Below are 23762 nucleotides of genomic sequence, written 5' to 3'. Positions count from 1 at the left end.
ATATAAATAGTTGCAACTCCCGCCTACGGTGTCGGGCATAATCCTTGAAAAGCCGTGCTGTCTCTACAGGGCTCCGCTTTCATGCTGTCTGAATTTATCGGTCGATCCGCAGATGCATCCCAGGCGTCCGGAGCTTCTCCAGGGCGCGTTTTTGTCGGACATCCCGAGAAGGGCCTCGCACCGAGCTTTCCGGCGGTCACCCCGGCGCAGGAGTATCCCGAGACGGCGCTGCCCGATATTCAACCCCTGCACAGTTTGTCGGCCTCAGGGGCGCGCAAGGAAGTGGCAAGGCGGTTGGCGGCGGCGGCCTTGCTGCCCGAAAGCCGGGACAATGTGCTTGAGGTGGTCGGTGTGCTGCACAGCTACAGCTTTGTGCTCGAGGCCTATTCGCGCAACTTGCTGTTCATGGCCGAGCGGCAGTTTTTGCATGCATTTCCTCTGTTCAAGTACCTCAACGGCGAAATCCATCCGCGCAAACTGCTGGCCCACTGGTCGCAGGATCGCCTCAACTACGAATACGCCGAGTACTGCGCCAAAACCATGTACTGGCACGGCATTCCCAAACTGCACGATTACTTGCAAGGCAGTGAATTCAAAGTCCTGGCCGAGCGGGCCGTCCACGCCCGCCTGCAGGGCAACCGCGCCGCGCTGTTCGCCCACAAGCTCTGCCCGGCTTTTCTAGAGGAACTCGTGCGCCGGACGTGCTACTACCATGTGCTGGGTCAGTTCTGGCGGGTGATGAGCCGCATCTTCAGTACCCTCGCCGAGCGCTACGCCCACGGTGAGATCCGTTCGATCCCCGATATCGTCCGGCACATCGCGGCCGGGTTGGGAGCGGCGGCGAACCTACCGCTCACCTACTCGGTACAGTTTGGGGACGAGGAGTATGAACTGCTCCCCGCCCGGGCGGGACTGCACTGGCTGGCGGACGCGGCTGTGCCTTACGCGGAAATCGTCTTTTTCCGGGCCGCCCCCCCAAAGGGGGTGTTCTCCTACGACGCGAGCGCCGGTCTGCCCGGCGAACTGGCGGATTTTTGTTTCGGCGTGCTCTATGCCAACCCGATGACCCTGGGTGTGGCCGGTGTCGCTCCGACGCTGCTGATTCGCGATTTGCACCGCCACCTGGGCGCTCCCTTGCTAAGCCACTACGAGGGACAGGCCGGCGACGCGGCCGCTCTGGTGGTGGCGATCGGCAAGAGTTTTCAAAAGGCGATGTTCTGTGTCACAAACGCCGCCGTGTTGGGTCTGGCCCCCGACGAGGCGGCCGGGCGCCGCGCCCACTTCGATGGGTGGGCCGCCCGTATTCTCACCACCCGCATTGCCGAGTGGGAACCGCAACCTTAATCCCAAATACGGGTAAATCTCAAAAAAGTTGAATATTCATTGTTGCAGGTCAAGACCAAGGTGGCTGGCACCGGACTGGGAAGTGGGTTTTATTTGGACTGCGACCGCCACTTGTGCCAGATTTTGGGGCAGGCGATGCGGAGTGGACGGTGGACGACCAGAAACTGGGTGAGGCCCTCAAGCGGCATTTTGGCCACGAGCGCTTTCGGCCCGGCCAGCGCCGGATCGTCGAGCTGGCCATCGCCGGGCACGACCAGCTCATCTTGATGCCCACCGGGGGCGGCAAATCGCTTACCTACCAGCTGCCTGCCCTGCTGCTGCCGGGATTGACGGTGGTCGTCTCGCCGCTGATCGCCCTGATGCACGACCAGGTCGACCGCCTGCGCGAGAACGGCATCGCGGCCACCTTCCTTAACAGCACGCTTGCCGCCGGTGAGCGGACACGGCGCGAACAGGCAATTGCCCAGGGCCGCATGAAGCTTTTGTACCTCTCGCCGGAGCGGCTCTTGAGCGAGGAGTGTCTCGCATTTTTGGAGTACGTGCAGCGCCAGGGGGGTCTATCGCTTCTGGCGGTGGATGAGGCGCACTGCGTGAGCGAATGGGGGCACGACTTTCGGCCCGAGTACCGCCAGCTGGCGGCGGTGCGCGAGCGCTTTGCGGCCCTGCCGACGCTGGCGCTCACCGCCACGGCCACCGAGCGCGTCCGCCAGGACATTCTGGTGCAGCTGAAGCTGCGCGATCCGCACATTCACATCGCCAGTTTCGACCGGCCGAACCTGCACTACGCAGTGCTCGCCAAGGACAAAGGGGCCTACGCCGAACTGTTGGGACGCTTGCGGCGGCTGGATGGGGCGAGTGCCATCGTCTACTGCCAGAGCCGCCGGGCGGTCGAAGCCCTGGCCGAACGGCTGGTGGCGGACGGTCTGAACGCGTTGCCGTACCATGCCGGGATGGCGGCGGAGATGCGTTCTCGCCACCAGACGCAATTTTTGCGCGACGACGCGCCGGTGCTGGTGGCGACGGTGGCCTTCGGTATGGGGATCGCCAAACCCGATGTGCGCGCGGTGTTTCATTACGAACTGCCCCGCAACCTCGAAGGGTACTACCAGGAGTCGGGCCGGGCCGGGCGCGACGGCCAACCGGCCGATTGCGTGCTGTTTTTCAGTCCGGGCGATCGGGCCAAAATCGAGTATCTGGTCGCCCAGAAGTCCGACCCGCACGAACAGCGCCTCGCCCGCTCGCAGCTTGCCCAGATGTTGGCCTACGCCGAGAGCACCGTCTGCCGACGGCGCATTCTGCTGGGCTACTTTGGCGAGGCGCTTGCCGAAGCGGACTGCGGCGGCTGCGACAACTGCCGCAGTCCGGTAGCCACCCAGGACCGGACCGTGGACGCTCAGAAATTGCTTTCCTGCGTGGCCCGCTGCCAGGAGCGCTTCGGGCTTCGGCACATCGCCCAGGTGCTGCGCGGGGCGAACACCCAGAAAATCCGTACCCAGGGGCACGACCGGCTTTCAACCTACGGCATCGGCGCCGACCTTAGCCAGGCCGAATGGCTGCATCTTGGCCGCACCCTGGTGCACCAGGGGCTTTTGATCGAGACCACCGACGGCTATCCGGTACTCAAACTCAACGCCCTGTCCTGGGAGGTGCTGCGAAGGCAGCGGACGGTGACGGCGGCCCGGCTTCCCGCCCGCCCGACCTCGCCCCAGCCCGCCGATGCGGCGGCGGACGACGCTGCGCAGGGACTGTTTGAGCACCTGCGCCGGTTGCGCAAGCGCCTGGCCGACGAGCAGAACGTGCCGCCCTACGTCGTCTTCGCCGACGCCGCCCTCAAAGCGATGGCCCAACGGCGCCCCCAGACGATGGCCCAGTTTCTGGCCATCCCGGGGGTGGGTACCCGCAAAGCGGAAGCCTACTTCACCCCTTTTACCGCCGAAATCCGCACCTACTGCGAAGCGCTCGCTCTCGCCCCAGAACCGGCGCACGGGGAAATTTCACCACCGGAGCCGCCGCGGCGAGCCCGCAGCCCGCAGCCCGCCGAAGTGATCCCTTCTACCTGCGCCCTGACTTTGGATCTGTGGCGGCAGGGCCTGACTGTCGAGCAGATTGCCGAACGGCGCAGCCTCAGAATCGAAACCATCGAAGGGCACCTGGCCGAACTGGTCGAATCGGGTGAGGACATCGCCATCGAACGCCTCGTCGGGCCGGACCGCAGACGTACCATCGAAGCCGTCCTGCTCAAACTCGGAACCGCCGTGCTCAAACCGGTCAAAGAGCAACTCGGCGACGAGTACTCCTACGGCGAAATTCGTCTGGTGCGGGCGCAGCTGCTGGGCGGGCACGGCGATTTTTGATCGCTTGGGTCGCCGGCTTCGCTCCAGGCGACGTCCGTTTCGAAATCTTTGTCCGGTGGTCGCTTTGCCCATCGCGCGCCTACAATGGGCCGCGGATTTCTCATAAAAAGGACAAAGGCCGATGACCAGGTTTAGGCGCGCAGCGGGCAAAGCACGGCGCATCTTGCGGATGGTGGGATGGTGTCTGGCGATCGGGGCCGTGGTGCCGTCGGGGGGACGCGCCGAGGAGGGCATGTGGACCTACGACAATTTTCCGTCCGAGCAGGTGGCCAAAAAGTACGGTTTCAAGCCGGATGCGGCCTGGCTTGAACGGGTGCGGCTCGCCTCGCTCAGGCTGGCGGGCGGCTGCTCGGGCTCGTTCGTCTCGCCCAACGGGCTGGTGATGACCAACCACCACTGCGCTGCCACCTGCATCGAGGAACTGTCCACCGCCCAGCAGAACTATATCGAAAGCGGCTTTCTAGCCCGCCGCCCCGAAGCGGAACTCAAATGCCCGGATGTCGAACTCAACCAGTTGACAGCCATCGAAGACGTCACCGAGCGGGTTAAAAAGGCGACCGCGAACTTGAGCGGCCAGCAGTTCAGCGACGCCCAGAAAGCCGAATTTGCCCGCATCGAGAAAGCCTGCGCCGATGCAACCGGCCTGCGCTGCGATGTGGTGAACCTCTACCAGGGCGGCCTCTACAACCTGTACAAGTACAAGCGCTATCAAGATGTGCGGCTGGTCTTCGCGCCGGAATTTCGGATCGCTTTTTTTGGCGGCGACCCGGATAATTTCAACTTTCCGCGCTACGACCTGGATGTGACTTTCCTGCGCGCCTACGACAAGAGCCAGCCGGTCAAAACCGAGCACTACCTGCCCCTCAGTCCCACCGGCCCCAAGGCGGGGGAACTCGTCTTCGTCTCGGGCAGTCCCGGCTCCACCTCGCGACTCTTCACAGTGGCACAGCTCGAATTTCTGCGCGATGTCGTTTTCCCTGAAAGCCTCAAGCGGCGCGCGGAGTTGCGCGGCGTGCTCACCCAGTTTGCCCGCCAGGGACCGGAGCAGCGCCGCATCAGCCAGGAAACGCTCTTTGGCGTCGAAAACAGCTTCAAGGCAATCAACGGCCAACAGCAAGCGTTGCTCGATCGCGAATTTTTTGGGCGCAAGGTGGCGGCGGAGCAAAAACTGCGCGCCGCAGTCGCCCGCGATCCGGCCCTGGAGCGCAAGTACGGTAAAGCCTGGGACGAAATCGCCCTGATTGAGAAGCGCTACGAGACGTTCTACCGGCCCTATTTGCTCGTCGAGCGCGGGGCGGCCTTCAACTCGAAGCTGTTCGACATCGCCCGCACGCTGGTGCGCGCCGCCCAGGAGCGGCCCAAACCCAACGAAAAGCGCCTGCGCGAATTTCGCGATTCGGCTTTGCCCTCCCTCACCCAGAGCCTCTTCTCCGAAGCGCCCATCTATGGCGACCTCGACGAGGTGACTTTGACCTTCTCGCTCACCAAGCTGCGCGAATACCTGGGAACCGACGATCCGCTCGTGCGCCAGGTGCTCGGCAAAGAGTCGCCCGAAGAAGTCGCCCGCCGACTGGTACAGGGCACCAAACTGACCAACGTCGCCCTGCGCAAGTTGCTCTGGGAAGGGGGCGCGGCGGCCGTCGCGGCGAGCAGCGATCCGATGATCCGCTTTGCTGTGGCCGTGGATCCGGCCGCCCGCGCCCTGCGGTTGCGCTACGAGCGCGAAATCGAGGGGCCGGTGAACCAGAATAGCGAACTGATTGCCCAGGCGCTGTTTGCCCAGACGGGCACCAGCGTCTACCCGGATGCGACCTTTTCGCCACGGCTCTCCTACGGTGCGGTTGAAGGGTACGAGCACAACGGCCGGCGCGTCGAGCCGTTTACCGACATGGCCGGTGCCTTCGAGCGGGCCACCGGCAAAGACCCCTACGCCCTGCCGCCGAGTTGGCTTGCAGCCAAAGACCGTCTGAACCTCGCCACACCCTTCAACTTCGTCACCACCAACGACATCATCGGCGGCAACTCCGGCAGCCCCGTCATCGACAGCCGCGCCCAGGCGGTGGGTCTCATCTTCGACGGCAACATCCACTCCCTCGGCGGCGCCTTTGGCTTCGACGCCGCCCTCAACCGGGCGGTGGCCGTCGACAGCCGCGCGCTCATCGAAGCGCTGCGCGCCGTCTACGGAGCGGGCGCGCTGGTGGACGAACTGCAGCCCAAGGGCCGCTCCGCCTTCACCCTGTAGTCGAGACACTGACCAACCGACTTTCTGCCCTGCGGTCAGTCCCGCTTCGCCCGAAGGAGGCAGGACCGACCGACGACAGAGGGAGCCCGAGTTCTTACCGGGGCGGGAGGCGTCGGGCCCGCACATCGGGGTGAATGGACTTGGGAAACATCCAACAAATCGGCGATTTGCGGTGTGTTGTCCCACATAAAACAATGCATCTTTCCATGGTGCCTATCCGTGGAGCGCTTCTGTGAAAACACCCGAAAACGAAAACGTTTCCAAAGCAGAGTTGACGGCGCAGCTTGTCCAGCTGCGGCAAGAGGTTGAAGCGTTGCGCTTCAGCGCCCAATCGCACCGCGAGGCAGTCGAAGAGTGCGACCGGCTCAAAGCTCAGCAAAAAATCGCCGCCGAGCGTGCTCATTTTTTGGCCAATGCCGTGGCCATCCTCACCTCTTCCCTCGACTACGCCACCACGCTGGCCACGGTCGCCCAGCTCGTGGTGGCACGGTTGGCCGACATCTGCATCATCGATTTGCTCGGAGACGATCTGACCATCCGGCGGCTGATTACCGCCAACGCCGCACTGCGGCGCACAGGACTCGCCTGGGAAGTCGAGCGGCGCTATCCGTTTATTTCCGGCGCTCTGTACGGCCCGGCCCGGGTGGTAAGCACCGGCCTACCGGAGATCGTACCGGTGGTCGAAGACCGGTTTGCCGCCGCCCACGGTATCGGCTGCGAGCACCCGGAGCTGCTCCGGTGTCTTGAATTGGGTTCCTGCATGTGCGTACCCCTGGTGACAGGGGAGCGAATCCTGGGAGCGCTCACTTTTGTCAGCGGCAGCACTTCGCGGCCCTACGGCGGTGACGATCTGGCGTTGGCGCAGGAACTGGCCAATCGCGCCGCCCAGGCGATCGAAAATGCCCGGTTGCACCAGGCCGAGAGCCACGCACGCGCCGAAGCCGAGGCGGCCAACCGCGCCAAGGACGAGTTTCTGGCCACCCTCAGTCACGAACTGCGCACTCCCCTCAACTCGATCATCGGCTTCAGCCAGTTGCTGCGGCGCGGCCGGATGAACCCCGCCGCCATCGAGCAGGCCGCCGAGGCGATCGAGCGCAACGGCCGCCTGCAGGCCCAACTGGTGGACGACCTGCTCGATGCGTCCTACATGCTGCGCGGCCAGTTGCAGTTGCACTGCTGCCGCGTCGATCTGCGGGCGGTGGTCGAAAACGTGCTCACTTCCATGCGGGCGCTAATCCGCGAGAAGGGCCTGGTCCTCAGAACCCGCGTCGCCCAGAACCTCGAACCGTTCTGGGGAGATCCGCGCCGCCTCAAGCAAATTGTCGCCAACCTGGTTGCCAACGCCATCAAATTCACGCCCCCCGGGGGAATGATAAGCGTACAGCTGGAGGCGACGGCAGGTCAGCTGCAGCTGACGGTGCGGGACACGGGCGTGGGAATCGACGCCGAATTTCTGCCGCACGTTTTTGAAGTGTTTCGTCAAGCCGACGGCACCTCCACCCGTCGCCACGGCGGCTTGGGGTTGGGGTTGAGTTTGGTGCAGCATCTGGTGCACCTGCACAGCGGCACGATCGAAGTGCAAAGCGACGGCAAAAACTGGGGCAGCAGCTTTACGCTCCGCCTTCCCCTTGACGCCAGGCGCAGCGCCGAGGCGGAAGCCGCCGAGGATGGGGCAGCTGCTGCAACCCTGAGGGGTTTGCGTCTGCTGTTGCTGGTGGAGGATGCCGAACTGCGCCGCACACTCCACGCCGCGCTTGCCGCTCAAGGAGCGCGGGTGCTGACTGTCGATCGCGTCGAAGCGGCCCTGGAGCAGTTCGAGGGTTACCGCCCGGATGTGCTCATCACTGCCGCTCCCACCTACAACCGCGAGGGGCTCTGCTGCTCTCTGGTGCGCAAGCTCGGCGAGCAGGAGGAGCCTTACCCCGCGGCGGAAATCGAAGCACAGGAGCGCCGGATGATGCTTGCAAGCTTCGCTATCCAACCTCCCCGGCCCGTCGAGCCGGAGGACCTCGCCTCGGAGGTGGCGCGGTTGGTCGGCAGGCAGGTGATCACCCGCATGCCGGGCGAATCGAGCACGGCCCCGAGTTGCCTATTGCGGGGAGATTAGCCGGCGTTCGCGGTCGGAAGGCGGTTCGACATTGAGCGCTCCCAGTTCGATGAGCCCCGAGGCCCAGGCCGGATCGAGTTCGCGGCATTCGTAAAAATCGGCCCCCACCGCCTCGCCGGTCTCGTCGAAGGCCGCGCCCCGCAGGCAACTGCGGCTAAAATCCGCCCCCGCCAGGTTGGCGGCACTCAGGCAGGCTTCCTCCAGGCTGCTGTCGCGCAGATTGGCGCCGCGCAGGTCCGCGCCGCGCAAGTTTGCACCGCGCAGGTCCGCGCGCGAAAGGTCCGCCTCGCGCAGATTCGCCCCGCCCAGGTCCGCCCCGCGCAGGTTCGCCCGCGAAAGGTCCGCCTTTTCGAGCACCGCCCGGCCGCCGCTGACAGCAGTCAGGTCCGCGTCGCGCAGGCAGGCAGCTCCCAAATCCGTCTCCTCGAGCACCGCCCCGACCAGGCTGGCTCTGTGCAGATCCGCTCCTGTAAGCCTCGCTCCGCGCAGGTTGGCGAGCACCAGAGCAGCCCGCTCCAGGTTTGACCCCACCAGATTGACACCCTGCAGGTCTGCCCGCAGCAGGTCCGCCTCGGACAAGTCGATTAAAGGTGCCTCGCCGGAGCGGATCCGCTCGATCAAGGCCGTTTTTGCCGATGGATGACCCACGGGTTTGCTCCAAAATGGGGATAACCGCTGTCCATTGTACGATTTTGGTCTCCTTCGGTCCTTCAAGGTGTCGGCAGCAGCGTCCGCGCCCACCCGAGACAGCGATAGGCTTGCTCGGTCCAGAACTCGCTATCCCAGTAGACATAACAACTCGTCTCGCAGACCAGCAGGGCGTGGGCGGCCTGCTCCAGCGCCCATTCGTCGCGGGGGGACGCGCCCAGGCGCGCCTGGGCGACGTCGCGGCTAAGTTGCTCGACCGCTTCGAGTACCTGCACCCGGCGTTCTCCCGCTTTCCAACTGTGGTGGCCGCCAATCCAGGAGCCGCCCCCGGCCGCAAGTCGTACCTGCGAGGTCGGGCCGTCCGGCAGGTATTTGTCGAGGTACTGGCTCACGGTCAGAAATTCGACCTCCGGCCAGTGGGCCTGGTTTTCGAATAGCGGCGCAAACCCGTTCGGGAAGAACTCGAACATCATCACATTGCCATTTTCGCCGTCGGAGGTGGGCACCACCAGGGCGGGAGTCTGCGTGTTCGTCTGTTTGAGCGCTGCACCGCGCTGGCGGGCGGTGCCGATGCAGCCGTCGGCGTTCTGGCCGCTCTGCTGGCGGATGCCCATCTCGGTGTCGCGCACGACGCAGAGGATCTCCTCGCCCTCGCCCTCGGCTGCGATCACCAACCGGTGCACTTGATTTTCAAGTTGCACCGTCGACCAATCGGCGGGTCGCTCCAGGGCGGAGGCGGGCAAGATCACCCACTCGTAGCCGCACTTTTTAATCAGACGCACCAGACGCAATGCCTCGATGCCGTCCCCGAGCATGCCCATCTCCGGCAGCCAGAAGCCGCGCACGCGCGCGAGGGCTTTTTCGCCGAACAATTCGGCAAAGACCGCCCGCCACTCCATAATCTGGGCCTCGTGGTCGCGCTCGGGTGTCGCCGGGAAATAACAGTGGCTGTAGGCCGTCCCGGCAAATTCGACCGCCTCGGGATACTCGGCAAGCATCTTGCGCAGTTGGGCAATGACGTTGCCCAAGGGTTCGCCCTGCACGTGGTAGTTGGCAAAGGTGCCGTCGTGGGAGAGTTTGTCGAGTTCTTCGAGCAGCACCCCCGAGTAATCGAGCATCAGCCGGGGCGCGTAGCCCTGTGCGCTCAGCCGTTGCACGTAGTGGGCCGGGTTGAGGTAGGCTCTGGCGTACCAACCGGCGTTCCAGCGCTCCTCGGAATTTTCCGGACCGTGGAGCATCTTTTCGAGATTGCCGATGAGCCGTCCTTCTTCGCCTTCTCCCACCCAGATGGGCGGCTGGTGCATATGCAGCCATGGAACGAACACGGCCAGCGGCTTTGTAATCATGACTCCCCCCTGCGCTCGTCGAACAATGTCTCACCAGTATCCCGTTTCTACTGCCGGTTTACAAAATATGTCATTGCTAGTAGTAGGGCCTCCTCGCGACTCGTTGCTGGACTTGTCAGCAAAGATTAGTAACCTCATTGCATAAACCACAGTGTTAGAAGCTATTGGCCTGTAAGTCTTACAGAACGGGACTGCAACTTTTACTCTTTATATTGATAAAGGGGCTTGTCTTTTCATGGATCCGGGATTCCGCAGGTAGATAGAGCGGCTGAAGTATTTTGGTTGGATGAGCCAGCCTCCTGCTGAAATCCAGGTCCACAATCTCGACCACCTCGGCATCGTCGCTGGAATCATCGACTCTATCGGCCTGGTTGAGGAAGTTGACCGGCTGCTGGGCACCCATCCGCAGGAGCATGTGAGCTGCAAAAAAGGATTCACACAATGTAGTGTGAAGATACCTTTGTGGGCGCTCTACTCCCTGAAAGCTGGAGATCTTCTTGATTTGGTAACAAAGCCGGCAACATGGAGTGAACTACCAAAGCTTTTCTCGGCCAAGAGTTTTCAAGATCTTGCAAGGTGGAGGCATCGTGCTTTCGGCTATGAAATCAAGCTTGGAGAGTGGCTTTACCGGCTACTGCACTTATTACAGCTGCTGTTGGTGGAGGCATTTACGCTATCAGCATGCTGCGAGGAAGTCAATCTAAGCAAAAGTCTCTGAAGTCCACATCCAGATCGCCCGATCAACTATCAGATTAAGGTGCTGGATCGTAGGAGAGCTTAATCTACTTCTCGGCAGGGCAGGTAGTAGCCCGTTTCATCGCGCAGGTGGCACTCGCGGGTGATCGAACGCATCAGCGACCAGGAAAATTCGGTCTCGTGCATGTAGTCCGACCAGTGCGCCTTGAGGGCGGTGTGCGCTTTTCTGAGGTTGTAGCTCGGGATCGCCGTCGAGACATGGTGGGGAATGTGGACGTTGATATCGTGGCAGAGAAATTCGACCCAGGCCGGGTAGACGCAGTGGATAGTCGAAAACAGCTGACCGGTCACCGGCGTCCAGGTGGCGGCGGGATAAAAAGGAATGTCCGGGTGGGTGTGGTGGACGAGCGTAAAGGTGCTCATCCAGAAGTGATAGACCAGCCAGGGCATCAGCCAGAACTGGATGACCGCCCAGGGGCCGCCCATCCACAGTAGGGCCGGAAACAACACGCAGGCAAAGGCAATCACTGCCGTGGATGAGAGCCGGATATCGGCTCGGTCCTTGGGCTTGAATAGCGACGGCTTGAAGTGCAGGTTGAGCTGGTGCACCGCCGAGGCGAACCACCAACCGATGCCGCGGGCAAAGCGATAGCCTGCCCGCACCCCCGGCGAAAGCGCGCGGTACTCCGCCACCGACATCGGCCGCCAGGCATTGTCCATCTCGATCTGATTGGTGAAGGTGTGGTGCTGGTTGTGCTTGATCCGCCAGCCATGGAACGGATAGAGCAACGGCAAGAGCATCACATGCCCGACGATGTCGTTGATGCGCCGCCGCGTCGAGAAGCTGCGGTGGCCGCAGTCGTGGGCGATGACGAAAAAGCCCGTCAGTGCCGTGCCGGTGAAAATCCATAGAGCCGGCAACAGCCACCACCAGGGGTTGAGAGCAAGAGCCGCGTAGCCTAAGACAACCAGCAGCACATTGACAACCAATCTTGCCCAGGCTTTTGCCGGGCTGATCCGAAAACAGTCTTTGGGTATGGTCTGGATGACATCGCCGAGGGAAGCCTGTTTTTCCAGGGCGGCAATCCGTTGACGGTCCAGGTCGCGGCCTGTCCCCTCGAAGCTCTGTCGCTGTACCATGCGGGCTCCTACTGAATGTTCACCCCTCGCAAGGCGGATCCGGGAAGCCCCAAGCCCACGTCTGGAGAGTGCCTCCCGGGATCGCTCGCTAAGGACCGCCCGCGCGAGTACTGCAATGTAATGTAACAGAATTTGACGGTTTCGGCCCCGCCCGCTGCTTTTCTCCAGTACCGCCGCCGCGCCTGCTCGCAGGCAAAAGTGTTCATTCTAAACATTTCTTGCCCGGGGGCTGCGGGCCGAAGCCGCACGGCCTGACTTGGCACAAGTACCTACACTTTGCTCGACACGCCCCGGAGCTTTCTGGGGGCTGTTGGCGTGCCCATGAGTGTCTGGCATCAAACTTGATGAAGAATCTTTACACAATGCCGGGCTTTTCCCGTCTGGAGAAGGACGATCCTGCATGATTTATGTACCCAGCCGCCCGACTGGGTGCGGTGCATCTCGCTCTCCATCCCGTATGGGTGTAGGATGCGCTATTGACTGGCAAGTCATCACAATCTCGTGAAAGGATACGTGCAGCCTATGCTCGCCCATCTTCCCACGCCATCACTCGCCCGCATTGTTCCTCAGAGCTTGAACGGTCGCACACTTCTGAAGCTTGTCTACGTGGTGCTTGAACCCCAATACCAGAGCGCGGTGGCGGCGGGAGCCGAGCTCATCAACCAGACCAACCCGGTGCTCGCGGTCGAGGTCAAAGGTTACCTCATCGAGGATCTGCGCGAAGCGGAGCGCTACGCCGAATTTTGCGCCGATGTCGCTCAGGCGGACGTTTTCTTTGCCTCGATGATCTTCATCGAGGATCTAGCGAACAAGATTGTGGCGGGGGTGCGCCCACACATCGACAGGCTCAAAGCCTCGGTGATCTTCCCGTGCATGCCCCAGGTGATGCGCCTTTCGAAGGTGGGTTCATTTTCGATGGCCAATATGGGCCAGTCTAAGAGCGCCATCGCCTCCTTTATGCGCAAGCGCAAGGAGAACAACAAAGGCGGCAGCTTCCAAGAAGGCATGCTCAAGATGGTCCAGACGTTGCCCAAGATCCTCAAGTACCTGCCCATGGAGAAGGCCCAGGACGCCCGCAACTTCATGCTCAGCTACCAGTACTGGCTGGGGGGCTCCGCCGACAACATGGCCAACTTGCTGCTGATGCTCTCGCATCATTACTTCCCGAACCTGCGCAAGCTCGAATTCAAGCCGCCCATCGAGTATCCCGATTTGGGCATCTGGCACCCACTTGCTCCCAAGATGTTCGAGGACATCCGCGAATATTTGACCTGGTACAACAACCGCCGCGAGGTGAGCGAGGAGTTGCGCGATCCGCTGGCACCCACCGTCGGCCTGATTTTGCAGCGCACCCACCTGGTGACCGGCGACGACGGCCACTATGTGGCGATGGTCGAAGAACTCGAATCGCGCGGGGCGCGGATCATCCCGATTTTTGCCGGTGGGCTCGACTGCTCCAAGCCGGTCGAGAAGTACTTCTACAACCCCATCAACAACCAGCCCCTGGTGGACGCGGTCGTGTCGCTGACCGGTTTCTCGCTGGTGGGCGGCCCGGCTAAGAACGACCCCGAAGCGGCGATCGCCGCGATGAAGAAGCTCAACCGCCCCTATATGGTCTCGCTGCCCCTGGTCTTCCAGACGACCGAGCAGTGGGAAAGCTCCGATCTGGGTCTGCACCCGGTGCAGGTGGCCCTGCAGGTGGCCCTGCCGGAGTTGGACGGAGCCATCGAGCCGATTATCCTCTCCGGCCGCGACGGGGCTACGGGTAAGGCGATGCCGATGGCCGACCGCATCGAATTGGTGGCGGCCCGCGCCCTCAAGTGGGCGAACCTGCGCAAGAAGCCCCGTTTGGCCAAAAAAGTGGCGATCACGGTCTTCTCCTTTCCGCCGGATAAGGGCAACGTCGGCACCGCCGCCTACCTGGACGTGTTCGCTTCGATCTACAACGTCATGCGCCTGTTGGGCGACAACGGTTACGACGTCGAGGGACTGCCTGCCGACCCGCAGGCGCTGCTTATGGAAGTGCTCCACGACGTCAACGCCCAGATCCGCTCCAGCGAAATCAACGTCGCAGCCAAGTTGACAGTCCAGGAGTACGAAGCGCTCACTCCGTTTAGTGACCGGCTGGAGGCCAACTGGGGACCGGCACCGGGGCCGTTCAACAACGACGGCACCAACTTGGTGGTCTACGGCAAGCACTACGGCAATTTGTTCATCGGCGTGCAGCCTTCTTTTGGCTACGAAGGCGACCCGATGCGCCTGATGTTCTCCAAGTCCTGCTCGCCCCACCACGGCTTCGCCGCCTACTACACCTACATCGAAAAAGTCTGGGGAGCGGACGCGGTACTCCACTTCGGCACCCACGGGGCGCTGGAATTTATGCCCGGCAAGCAGATGGGCATGTCCGGCAACTGCTACCCCGACCGGCTCATCGGCACGCTGCCCAATCTGTACTACTACTCGGTCAACAACCCGAGCGAAGCGACGATCGCCAAGCGCCGATCCTACGCGTCGATCATCAGCTACCTCACCCCGCCCGCCGAGAACGCCGGCCTCTACAAGGGCCTCAAGGAGCTGCAGGAACTGGTGGCCTCCTACAAGCAACTGCGCGAGAGCGAGCGCGGCGAGACCATCTGCGAGACCATCGCCGAGAAGGTGCGCCAGGTCAACCTCGATAAGGACGTAGCCATTTCCGCACTGGATAGCCTGGATGCGCGCGACGCTTTCGTGGGCCTGATCTACCGCTTCTTGATGGAGATCGAAGACCGGCTGGTGCCCTGCGACCTGCATGTCGTGGGCACTCCCCCCACCGCCACTGAGGCTATCGACACGCTGGTGGGGGTAGCAAGCTTCGACCGGCCCGAAAAAGAGATGGAAGGTCTCGACCGGATGCTCGCCACTGCCCGCGGCTGGGATATCGAAGCGCTCCAGCGCGATGCTGAGACCGGCGGGATCGAATCGCTCGACCGGCTGCGGGCAATCAAGGCCGCCGCCAAGGCCGCCGTGCGCTCGCTGGTGGACGCCCAGACCGACGCGGGCGGGCGCGTCTCGCGCGTGTCGCTGCTCAATTTCTTCAACATGGGCACCACCGAACCGTGGGTGGAGGCGCTCAAGGGCCATGGCTTCATGCTCGATGCCAAAGCCCTCAAGCCGCTGTTTGCCTTTCTAGAAGAAGTGCTGGAGCGCATCGTGGCCGACAACGAACTGGGTGCCCTAGTCAAGGCGCTCGAAGGCGAATTCACGCTCCCCGGACCGGGCGGCGACACCGTGCGCAACCCGATCGTGCTGCCCACCGGCCGCAATATCCATGCCCTCGACCCGCAATCGATCCCGACGGCGGCGGCGGTCAAATCCGCCCAGATCGTCGTGGACCGCATGCTGGCCCGCCACCGCGCCGAAAATAACGGCGCCTGGCCCGAGACGATCGCAACGGTCTTGTGGGGCACCGACAACATCAAGACCTACGGCGAGGCGCTTGCGCAGATCCTCTCGATGATTGGCGTGCTGCCGGCCCCCGATTCGATCGGCCGCATGAATTGCTTCAAGGTGATCCCGCTGGAGGAACTCGGCCGGCCCCGCATCGACGTGGTGGTCACCTGCTCCGGAATATTCCGCGATCTGTTCCCCAACCAGATGGAACTAATCGACATGGCGGTCAAAACGGTCGCCGAACTTGACGAGCCTCTCCACCTGAACTTCGTGCGCAAGCACGCCCTCGATCAGGCGGCGGCCCTTGGGATTAGCCCCCGCAAGGCGGCCACCCGCGTCTTCTCCAATGCCTCGGGATCCTACGCGGCCAACGTCAACTTCGCGGTCGAGACCGGCGCCTGGGAAACCGAAGAGCAGCTGCACGAGATGTACCTGAGCCGTAAGTCCTACGCCTTCGGCTCCGAGGTCAACAACGAGCAGCAGCGCGAAATTTACGAGGCGGCCCTCAAGACGGTCGACACTGCCTTCCAGAACCTCGATTCCAACGAGACGAGCATTACCGACGTCGATCACTACTTCGATTATCTCGGGGCGGTGACCGGCGTGGTCGAGAAGATGCGCGGCAAGCGGCCCTCGGTCTATATGGCCGACACCACCGCCGCCCAGGCGCGCATCCGCAGCATCGAGGAGATGGTCCGCCTCGATTCGCGCACCAAGATGCTCAACCCCAAGTGGTACGAGGGCATGCTCAAGCACGGCTTCGAGGGCGTGCGCGAAATCCAGTTCCGCCTCACCCACACCTTCGGCTGGTCGGCCACCGCCCACGCCGTCGACGACTGGGTTTACGACGAGACTGCCGACATCTACATGAACGACGAGCAGATGGCCGAGCGGCTCAAAAAGCTCAACCCCCATGCCTACCGCAAGATGGTGGGCGTGTTGCTCGAAGCGAACGGCCGCGGCTACTGGCAGACCACACCGGAGCAACTGGACCGGCTGCAGGAATTGTACCAGGATCTCGAAGACGACATCGAGGGGGTCAATCTGCCGCCCCTGCAGCGTCCGCCGCTGCTGTAGATTGCTCTGTCAATGCAGGCCCTGCACCAAAAGTTCTGGGCCTGCATTGTCTACCATTTACCCGAGTTTGCTAAACTACTTTCGACAAGCAAATACACAACCTTTTTGGTAAGCCTATCTTCAAGTAAGAGTTGTGAGTTACAACAAACGTAGAAGGACTTGCACCAGCGATTCAAAAACCATGGCTCTACTTGAACAAGACCAGCAAATCATAAGACGAACGTTTACAGTCTCAGCTGTGGTAGTGGCTTTCGTTTCTGCAGTACTGGTGGTTGCGCTGGCACTGTTTGTTACTGGTTCGCTCTCACAAGTCAACTGGTTGATCTGGGCTGCTGCTGGGGTCGTAACCAGTGTATTACTTGAGTGGCTGTTGAGTGGAGTAGCTAAGTGGCAATATTCCACTAGAGCAAGAAAACTACAAAAACTGCAGTTTCAGCTGAAGCAACTCAAGCTTTATGCAAGCTCAACAAAGGAGTTTGCACTTTTTATTTCTGAATCAATACTCATGTTTCTTATTTTTACAGGAATAGCTTCTTTTTTCTTAATTCAATTGTCTTTAGTACCAAAAAATGGCTCCAACACCATCTGGCATTTTCTTCAGGCCTGTGTTTACATCGGGATATTTGTTTTTGGAATGCACAGGGGGCTGAACGCACTTACAACTATTAGACAAATTCGAAACTACTCGCCGAGTGTTGCAAGTCTCCGGAAAGAAATAAAGGAGCTAGGGATCGCGACGCATCCCGTGGATGTGGCCAGTACTTCTGGGGAAGACGTTCTATTATCGGCAGCTGATTCAGGTAGCCTGATTGTTAAATCTGCTGACATCAAAAATGGTAGCGCCCGTATTGCTGAAACTGGCGTGACCGTGAAAAAGATCGTCAGTTACTACAAACTGGGTTTGGATCCACAGGAAATCGTGAGATAGGCATGAGAATTTGTCCCTGGCTCAGGTTTTCGCTGCCTTAACTTACTACCAGCTCAACCGTTTCCAACTCGATGAGGAAATAGAGTTGGAAGCAGAGGAGTACAATCGGTTAGAAGAGCAGTATAGAAAGACAAAGTAGTTGTGAGCTGGCTGTGCTTGTATGTAGATGAAGACGCCGGAGATAAAGCTGTGGTTCGTGCCTTGCGAGAGAGGGGGGCCGACGTAGTCACCTATATTGACGTGGGAATGATCCAGCATAGCGATGAGGAACACTTGCTGCGTGCAACGGAGTTAGGTTGCGCTCTTTATTCATTTAATCCGGGATTCCGCAGGTAGATAGAGCGGCTGAAGTATTTTGGTTGGATGAGCCAGCCTCCTGCTGAAATCCAGGTCCACAATCTCGACCACCTCGGCATCGTCGCTGGAATCATCGACTCTATCGGCCTGGTTGAGGAAGTTGACCGGCTGCTGGGCACCCATCCGCAGGAGCATGTGAGCTGCGGACAGGTACTCAAGGGCCTCATTCTCAACGGTCTCGGCTGCGTTTCGGCACCGCTGTACCTGTTCGAGCAGTTCTTTGTCGGTAAAGCCACTGAGCACCTGATTGGTCCAGGCGTGCTGCCCGAGCATTTTAATGATGACCGGTTGGGCCGGGTGCTCGCTAAGCTTTACGACGAGGGCACCACCAAAGTCTTCGTCCATCTGGCCCTCAAGGCGGCCCGGCAGTTTGGCGTCAAGACCGGCAGGGTGCACCTCGACTCGACCTCGTTCCATGGTGACGGCGAGTACACTGCGGGTGGACGGGTGGTCCCCCAAGCAGAAGACGAACCTCAGCCGATTGTCATCACCCACGGCTACAGCCGGGATCATCGCCCCGACCTCAAGCAATTCTTGTTGTCGATGATTACCAGCGGCGATGGGGAGCTGTTGGGGGCTTCCATCGACAAGGATGGGCTGCGGGGGGCCGATTTGCGCGGGGCCGTCATGCCGGATGGAGCGGTGCACTCGTGAGCAGGGGCGGTTTCAGTTGGTGCGGTTTTCAGTCGGAAGTGAACGGCACAGCGACCGAAAACCGCCAGCTTCAAGCTTCACTAGTTAAGAGGTGCATGCCTCGCATGTAGATGAAGTAAAGACAAAAGTTCTGAAAATCCGAGCAGACCCTCTGCTTCTTTGCGTTCGCGGGCCGTCAACTCCTCACCCGCCTCCTGGCGGGACAATAAAGTCTGCAGACGTTGTTGAGCCGTCTCAGGCAACTGAAAGCGGGTGGATTCAAAGGGAATACCTAGGTTTTCCATCGGGTGACTGCTGGGTTTGGTCTTTATGTAGGATAGCGGCAAAATGACTTGTACTTGAAATACCGACCGCGGAGAAACAGCGGATTTTCGGGGGCGGTTTGCCGCGCGTCAGAGCTCGCTACGCATCCTGTTGCTGAAAGCCCGGTATTCAGGGGTATCAAGGCGTTGCTGCACCGTACCGAGCACCTGGGCCAGATCGCCCGCCAGCAGCGCAGAGACGGCCAGACACAGTCCCGGAAAAATCCGGCTGCACAGGGTGCCCTGCTCATCAGGGCTGAGAAGTGCGTACTCCCCTTGCTCCAGATAGAACCATTCGAGGCGTTGCTCCTCGACCAACCAGAGCAGATACTCCTGCACCCCATTGCTCCGGTAGGCGCACAGTTTTAGATTGCGCTCGTAAGAAGCGGAGCTGGCCGCAATTTCCACCACCAGTTCCGGCGCCCCTTCCACATAGCCGTCGCCGCTCAGCCGTGAGCGGCCTCCCACGGCCGGGTCGAGCCGCAGCAGGGCATCGGGCTGGGGCTCATTGTCACCGTCAAGCCGGACCGTCGCGTTGTCTCCGAGCCGGACACCCGGCGTGGCGGCCCGGTACACCCCCAACCAGGTGATGAGCAAGGCATGGGGTTCGGCATGGGACGCAAACCGGACGGCTGAGGACAAGTGGACTACTCCTTCGATCAATTCCGCCTTCTTGAGGTGAGGCATCGCTGCGTAGCGTCGCTCAAATTCCACACGGTTCAAATGGTCGCCGTTTTCTAGAGGGAGAATTTTTTGATCCGAAGGTAGGAACATAGCACTTGGCTTCTTGGCCTCGGGCCGCACGCCTGCCGCCATTGTCGCATCGGCCCGGGTGGGACGACTGCCGGCAAAACCGTCCCGGCGGGTCGGTGCCGACAGTACGTTAAGAATGCTTATTGCGCTACCGGCAAATGCGCGGCTCAAGTGGCATTTGGTAAAATCTTCGCGGGAAGTTTTGGCGTAAATGCCGATACGTAGCTATTCCCGTAGTCTGCGCAGGAGGACCAGAATGGTTGTCGGGGAGTACGACAGTGTGTTCAACAGCACCGCGGTGAGCACCGAACCGTTGAGCGCCAAGGAGGCGAAGCTGGCCATCGGCGCACTGGCGATGTTTAGCGACGGCGTTGTCCAGACCGAAGAACTGGGGGTAATGGCAGACCATCTGCTCGACGCCGAATTCGATGCCGCCGCCATGCAGGCCGCCAGTACCAAGGTCAATCGCATCTACCAGGAAGAAGGGGCGGGGGCGCTATTCAACGGAGCGGTGCGGGCGCTCGCCCCGGACGAGATGGAGCCCGCCTTCGAGCTGGCGGTCCGGACCGCCCTGGCCGACCGGGAGGTCTCCCCGGAGGAGCGCGATTACATGGTGGCTCTGGCCCGGGCGATGCGCATCGCTCCTGAGAAGCTCCAGCAACTGCTGGCCGACTACACCGGCAATCAGCCGGAACTGTTCCACGGTTGAATCCAGGGCATGAACATTTGACCAGGCTTGCTAGAATAACGTTGTCCGTGTTCCCGGCAACTATGTTTCAGTACGACCCGCTGCGGTGCCTGCCCTCTTCGGCGGAACTGCCTGATTCCGACGAAACGCCTGTGGACAACGAACTGCAAGATCTGGTCCCCGCCCTGCTGCGCTCGATCCTGGTGTTGCTGTGGGCTGAGCGCAACGACTGGTTTTTTGCCATCGACATGGGCATTTACTTCGACCCGCTGCAGCCGCCCGTCGTCCCGGACGGTTTTTTGAGCGTCGGAGTGGAGCGGCGCGTCGAGCCGACCGGTCGGCTCAGCTACGTGCTGTGGGAAGAAAACGGCACCGTCCCGATTTTTGTGCTCGAAGTAGTCTCCCAGACTTACCGCAGCGAGTACGACCGCAAGATGGAGCTGTACCGTCAATTGGGCGTGCTGTACTACGCGATTTACAATCCGAAGCCCGGACGGCGCAAACCCAAACCCCAGCCGCTCGAAGTCTACAAACTCACCGACACCGGCTACGTGTTGCAGCCCGGCGAACCGGTGTGGCTGCCTGAATTGCAGTTGGGTCTCGGCCGCGCTGAGGGCGAATTTGAAGGCTGGCAGCGCGAGTGGCTCTACTGGTACGACGCGCAGGGACAGCGGCTGCTGCCGGCCTGGGAGCGGTACAGACAGGCCGAGGAGCGTATCGCCCAGGAGCAGCAGCGCGCCGATCAAGAACGGCAACGCGCCGAACAGGAGCGCCAACGGGCCGAACGGCTCGCCGACTACCTGCGCTCTCGGGGCATCGATCCCGATGCCCTGGGTTGAAACCTTACTCCCACTCGATCGTGCCGGGCGGCTTGGAGGTGATGTCCAGCACCACCCGGTTGATGCCCGGCACCTCGTTGACGATGCGGTTGGCGATTTGCTCCAGCAGGTCGTAGGGAACCCGCGCCCAGTCGGCGGTCATGCCGTCTTCGCTGGTCACAAAGCGCAGGGCGAGGGCGTAGGCGTAGGTGCGCCGGTCGCCCATCACCCCCACGGTCTTGACCGGCAGCAGCACCGCAAACGACTGCCAGTAGTCGTTGTAGCGGCCGGAGCGGTTCACTTCCTGGCGCAAGATGAAGTCGGCCTCGCGCAGGATGTCGACTTTGTCCTTGGTGAGTTCTCCCAGCACACGGATGGCAAGACCCGGTCCTGGAAAAGGCTGGCGCTGGACGATTTCCTCCGGCAGCCCCAGGGCGCGGCCCACCTGGCGCACTTCGTCTTTGAAGAGTCGCTTGAGCGGTTCGACCAGCTTGAAGCGCAAATTTTCGGGCAAGCCGCCGACGTTGTGGTGGGATTTGATCTTGACGGCCACCCGCTCGCCGGTCTTCGGGTCGATATTTTCGCCCGCCGACTCGATGATGTCGGGATAGAGCGTGCCCTGGGCCAGATAGTCAAAAGGCCCGAGCCGCTGGGACTCCGACTCGAATACCCGGATAAATTCGGCGCCGATAATCTTGCGCTTTTGCTCTGGGTCGCTCACCCCCTCCAGCCGGACAATAAAGCGCTCGGCCGCATCGACGTAGGCCACCGGGATGTGGAACTGTTCTTTGAAAAGCTTGACCAACCGCTCGGGCTCGTTCTTGCGCATGAAGCCCTGGTCGATGAACATACACGTCAAGTTGTCGCCGATCGCCCGGTGCAGCAAAAAGGCGAGCGTCGAAGAATCGACCCCGCCGGAAAGGGCGAGTAACACCCGTTTGTCGCCCACCCGGGCGCGCACCTCGCGGATCGCCTCCTCGATAAAGGCGGCGGTCGTCCACTCGGGTTCGCAGCCGCAGATGTGGTAGACGAAGTTGCGCAACAGGGCCATGCCGCCGCGCGAGTGGACCACCTCCGGGTGGAACTGCACACCGTAGAGGTGGCGGCTGTGGTGGGCGATGGCGGCGCAGGGGGTGTTCTCGGTGTGGGCCAACAGCTCAAAACCCTCGGGCATCCGCAGGACCGAGTCGGCGTGGCTCATCCACATGGTGGTGCCGTCTTCGACGTTGGTGAACAGGTCCGTCGGATCGTTGATAAACAGCGAAGCTTTGCCGTACTCGGCCCGCTCAGCCCGCTCGACCGCCCCGCCCAATTGCTGGACCATCAGTTGCATCCCGTAGCAGACGCCCAAGATCGGAATGCCCAGCTCCCACAGGGCCGGATCGCACTGGGGCGCGTAGGCCTCGTAGACCGAATTGGGACCGCCGGAGAGGATGATCCCCTTGGGGGCCAGGCGCCGGATTTCGGCGATTGGCGTCTGGTAGCTCAGCACCTCGGAGTAGACTTTGGTCTCGCGGATGCGGCGGGCGATCAACTCCGAGTACTGCGAACCGAAATCGAGGATCGCGACCATCTCGCGGGCGAGCCCAGGGCGCTGGGCGGTTCCGCTTTCGACCTGGGTCGGCACGGTGGGGGCGGCTTCCCCTTCGGTCCGTGCAGCGGCGGTCGGGCTGGAGGTCATGGTAGTGCGCTCACCGAAAGATTATTCAGCACATCATAGCGACTGGTTGGCCCGATTGTGAAAAGCCGTACCCGGATCTGTCCGCACCGCGGGCGACACGGCCCGCTCGGCAAAGGCGCGCACGCGCGCGTCGAGGCCCGTCAGAGCGGTGCCCACCACCACCGCCCGGGCGCCGCGGGCGAAGGCAAGGGCAACTTGCTCGGGGCTTTGCACCCCCCCTTCGCACCAGACCGGTACGGTAAGCCGTCCGGCCAGCGCTCCCACCAGGTCCAAAGCTGGAAGCGGTGTGCCGAGGGTCGCCTCGGTATAGCCGCACAGGGTCGTGACCACAATATCGGCACCGAGGCGGGCGGCCGTTTCGCCCTCGGCCACGGTGGCCACATCCGCGAGCACGGGCCTGTCCAGTTCGCAGTGGATGCGCCCAATGAGCTCCGCCAGTGACTCGCCCCCCGGCCGGGGTCTGCCGGTGGCGTCGATGGCGACAATATCGGCGCCACTTTGGGCCACCGCCGCCGCATCGCCAAAAGTCGGGGTGATGTAGACGGCGCTATCCGCGTAGGGGCGCTTCCAGAGACCCACGATCGGCACATCCACGCGGGCGCGCACCGCCCGGATGTGTTCGGGCGATTCGATGCGCACGGCGACAGCCCCGTTCAAACAAGCGCTCGCGGCCATGGCGGCGATGATCGTCGGGTCGCGCAGGGGAGAACCCTCCGGAGCCTGGCAGGAGACAATCAGCCCCCGCAGGGCGATCACGGCGTTCATCCCGGGCGGGAGACGGCGAGGAGGGCGGGGGCGGTGTCGAGCGAACCGGTGGTCTTGGCGCGCTGATCGCGGGGGACGTAGACAAGGGCGATGTAGATGAGCCCCGCCAACATGATGATGAAGGTGATCGTATTAAAAATACCGGCGCGGTACTGAAAGGCGGTGTAGGCCCACAGCCACGGAAAACGGCCCGCCAGGTGGGCGCGCAGATTCTCGTCGGACCCCCCCTCAAACGGCCCGCGCGGGAAATCTTTGATCAGAATTTGTTTGGCCAATTCCCGGTCGCCGCCGCTCAGCTGCACCCACATGTTGTAGTCGCCCACCAGTTGGGCGCGGGCTTTGGCCACGGTGTCGTCGTCGCTGGTCAACCAGGGAGGATCGCCGTAGGATGGCCGATTGGACTCGCTTTCCTGCATACTGTCACCGGACGGTA

At 61.7% G+C, this 23762-nt stretch carries 16 protein-coding genes and 2 pseudogenes; 10 read left to right on the top strand and 8 right to left on the bottom strand.

The window, feature by feature from the left end; translation table 11 throughout:
* Positions 1-81 precede the first annotated feature (81 nt).
* From GLL_RS13570 to GLL_RS13555, 4 genes are all read left to right on the top strand, one after another.
* Positions 82-1344, top strand: a complete 1263-nt coding sequence (locus tag GLL_RS13570; protein ID WP_164929066.1) for a CO2 hydration protein — start codon at positions 82-84, stop codon at positions 1342-1344.
* Between the two features lie 149 nt (positions 1345-1493).
* Positions 1494-3698, top strand: a complete 2205-nt coding sequence (recQ, locus tag GLL_RS13565; RefSeq protein WP_164929065.1) for a DNA helicase RecQ — start codon at positions 1494-1496, stop codon at positions 3696-3698.
* A gap of 121 nt (positions 3699-3819) precedes the next feature.
* Positions 3820-5940, top strand: coding sequence for a S46 family peptidase (locus GLL_RS13560; RefSeq protein ID WP_011142622.1), 2121 nt, complete (start codon positions 3820-3822; stop codon positions 5938-5940).
* Between the two features lie 232 nt (positions 5941-6172).
* Positions 6173-8047, top strand: a complete 1875-nt coding sequence (locus GLL_RS13555) for a hybrid sensor histidine kinase/response regulator (RefSeq protein WP_011142621.1) — start codon at positions 6173-6175, stop codon at positions 8045-8047.
* On the opposite strand, the gene GLL_RS13550 is transcribed toward GLL_RS13555, so the two are convergent.
* A complete protein-coding gene (locus GLL_RS13550) occupies positions 8030-8695 on the bottom strand; it encodes a pentapeptide repeat-containing protein (protein WP_164929064.1) in 666 nt (221 codons plus the stop codon). The two genes, GLL_RS13555 and GLL_RS13550, sit on opposite strands and share 18 nt — an antisense overlap.
* A gap of 62 nt (positions 8696-8757) precedes the next feature.
* Complete coding sequence (locus tag GLL_RS13545; protein ID WP_011142619.1) at positions 8758-10041, bottom strand: glycoside hydrolase; 1284 nt, start codon at positions 10039-10041, stop codon at positions 8758-8760.
* Between the two features lie 286 nt (positions 10042-10327).
* On the opposite strand from GLL_RS13545, the pseudogene GLL_RS23745 reads away from it, so the two are divergent.
* Positions 10328-10462, top strand: a pseudogene (locus GLL_RS23745) (DUF4277 domain-containing protein); the annotation flags it as partial.
* A 356-nt stretch (positions 10463-10818) separates the two neighbouring features.
* Here the strand turns inward: GLL_RS23745 and GLL_RS13535 are convergent.
* Positions 10819-11877 carry a fatty acid desaturase gene (locus tag GLL_RS13535; RefSeq protein WP_011142617.1) on the bottom strand — a complete coding sequence of 353 codons (1059 nt, stop codon included), beginning with the start codon at positions 11875-11877 and terminating at the stop codon, positions 10819-10821.
* A 522-nt stretch (positions 11878-12399) separates the two neighbouring features.
* On the opposite strand from GLL_RS13535, the gene GLL_RS13530 reads away from it, so the two are divergent.
* The 3 genes and pseudogenes from GLL_RS13530 to GLL_RS13520 form a co-directional block, all read left to right on the top strand.
* Complete coding sequence (locus GLL_RS13530; RefSeq protein ID WP_011142616.1) at positions 12400-16383, top strand: magnesium chelatase subunit H; 3984 nt, start codon at positions 12400-12402, stop codon at positions 16381-16383.
* 181 nt (positions 16384-16564) lie between these two features.
* Entirely contained in the window at positions 16565-17311 is a 747-nt protein-coding gene (locus tag GLL_RS13525; RefSeq protein WP_164929062.1) for a DUF433 domain-containing protein, read from the top strand.
* A gap of 363 nt (positions 17312-17674) precedes the next feature.
* Positions 17675-18238: pseudogene (locus GLL_RS13520) on the top strand (IS1634 family transposase); the annotation flags it as partial.
* A gap of 164 nt (positions 18239-18402) precedes the next feature.
* Here GLL_RS13520 and GLL_RS13515 read toward each other — a convergent pair.
* Together GLL_RS13515 and GLL_RS13510 are read right to left on the bottom strand one after the other, a co-directional pair.
* Complete coding sequence (locus tag GLL_RS13515; protein WP_011142613.1) at positions 18403-18606, bottom strand: hypothetical protein; 204 nt, start codon at positions 18604-18606, stop codon at positions 18403-18405.
* 108 nt (positions 18607-18714) lie between these two features.
* A complete protein-coding gene (locus GLL_RS13510; RefSeq protein ID WP_011142612.1) occupies positions 18715-19440 on the bottom strand; it encodes a Uma2 family endonuclease in 726 nt (241 codons plus the stop codon).
* 193 nt (positions 19441-19633) lie between these two features.
* Between GLL_RS13510 and GLL_RS13505 the strand changes: the two genes are divergently transcribed.
* Together GLL_RS13505 and GLL_RS13500 are read left to right on the top strand one after the other, a co-directional pair.
* The gene (locus GLL_RS13505) at positions 19634-20086 is read left to right on the top strand and encodes a tellurite resistance TerB family protein (RefSeq protein ID WP_164929060.1); all 453 of its coding nucleotides are present in this window, start codon (positions 19634-19636) and stop codon (positions 20084-20086) included.
* A gap of 62 nt (positions 20087-20148) precedes the next feature.
* Positions 20149-20904, top strand: coding sequence for a Uma2 family endonuclease (locus GLL_RS13500; RefSeq protein ID WP_011142610.1), 756 nt, complete (start codon positions 20149-20151; stop codon positions 20902-20904).
* Positions 20905-20908: 4 nt separating this feature from the next.
* Here GLL_RS13500 and guaA read toward each other — a convergent pair whose 3' ends face one another.
* Genes guaA through GLL_RS13485 form a run of 3 tightly spaced genes read right to left on the bottom strand, consistent with a single transcriptional unit; the run spans position 20909 to position 23745 of the window.
* Entirely contained in the window at positions 20909-22564 is a 1656-nt protein-coding gene (guaA, locus tag GLL_RS13495; protein WP_011142609.1) for a glutamine-hydrolyzing GMP synthase, read from the bottom strand.
* Between the two features lie 33 nt (positions 22565-22597).
* Positions 22598-23329 carry an N-acetylmannosamine-6-phosphate 2-epimerase gene (locus GLL_RS13490; protein WP_011142608.1) on the bottom strand — a complete coding sequence of 244 codons (732 nt, stop codon included), beginning with the start codon at positions 23327-23329 and terminating at the stop codon, positions 22598-22600.
* On the bottom strand, positions 23326-23745 hold the full coding sequence (locus tag GLL_RS13485) for a type II toxin-antitoxin system YoeB family toxin (protein ID WP_164929059.1): 420 nt from the start codon (positions 23743-23745) through the stop codon (positions 23326-23328). The genes GLL_RS13490 and GLL_RS13485 overlap by 4 nt, the downstream gene beginning before the upstream one ends.
* Positions 23746-23762 lie beyond the last annotated feature (17 nt).

The organism is Gloeobacter violaceus PCC 7421, from assembly GCF_000011385.1.
Taxonomy (GTDB): Bacteria; Cyanobacteriota; Cyanobacteriia; order Gloeobacterales; family Gloeobacteraceae; genus Gloeobacter; species Gloeobacter violaceus.
This window is presented reverse-complemented; position numbering and strand designations above follow the sequence as displayed.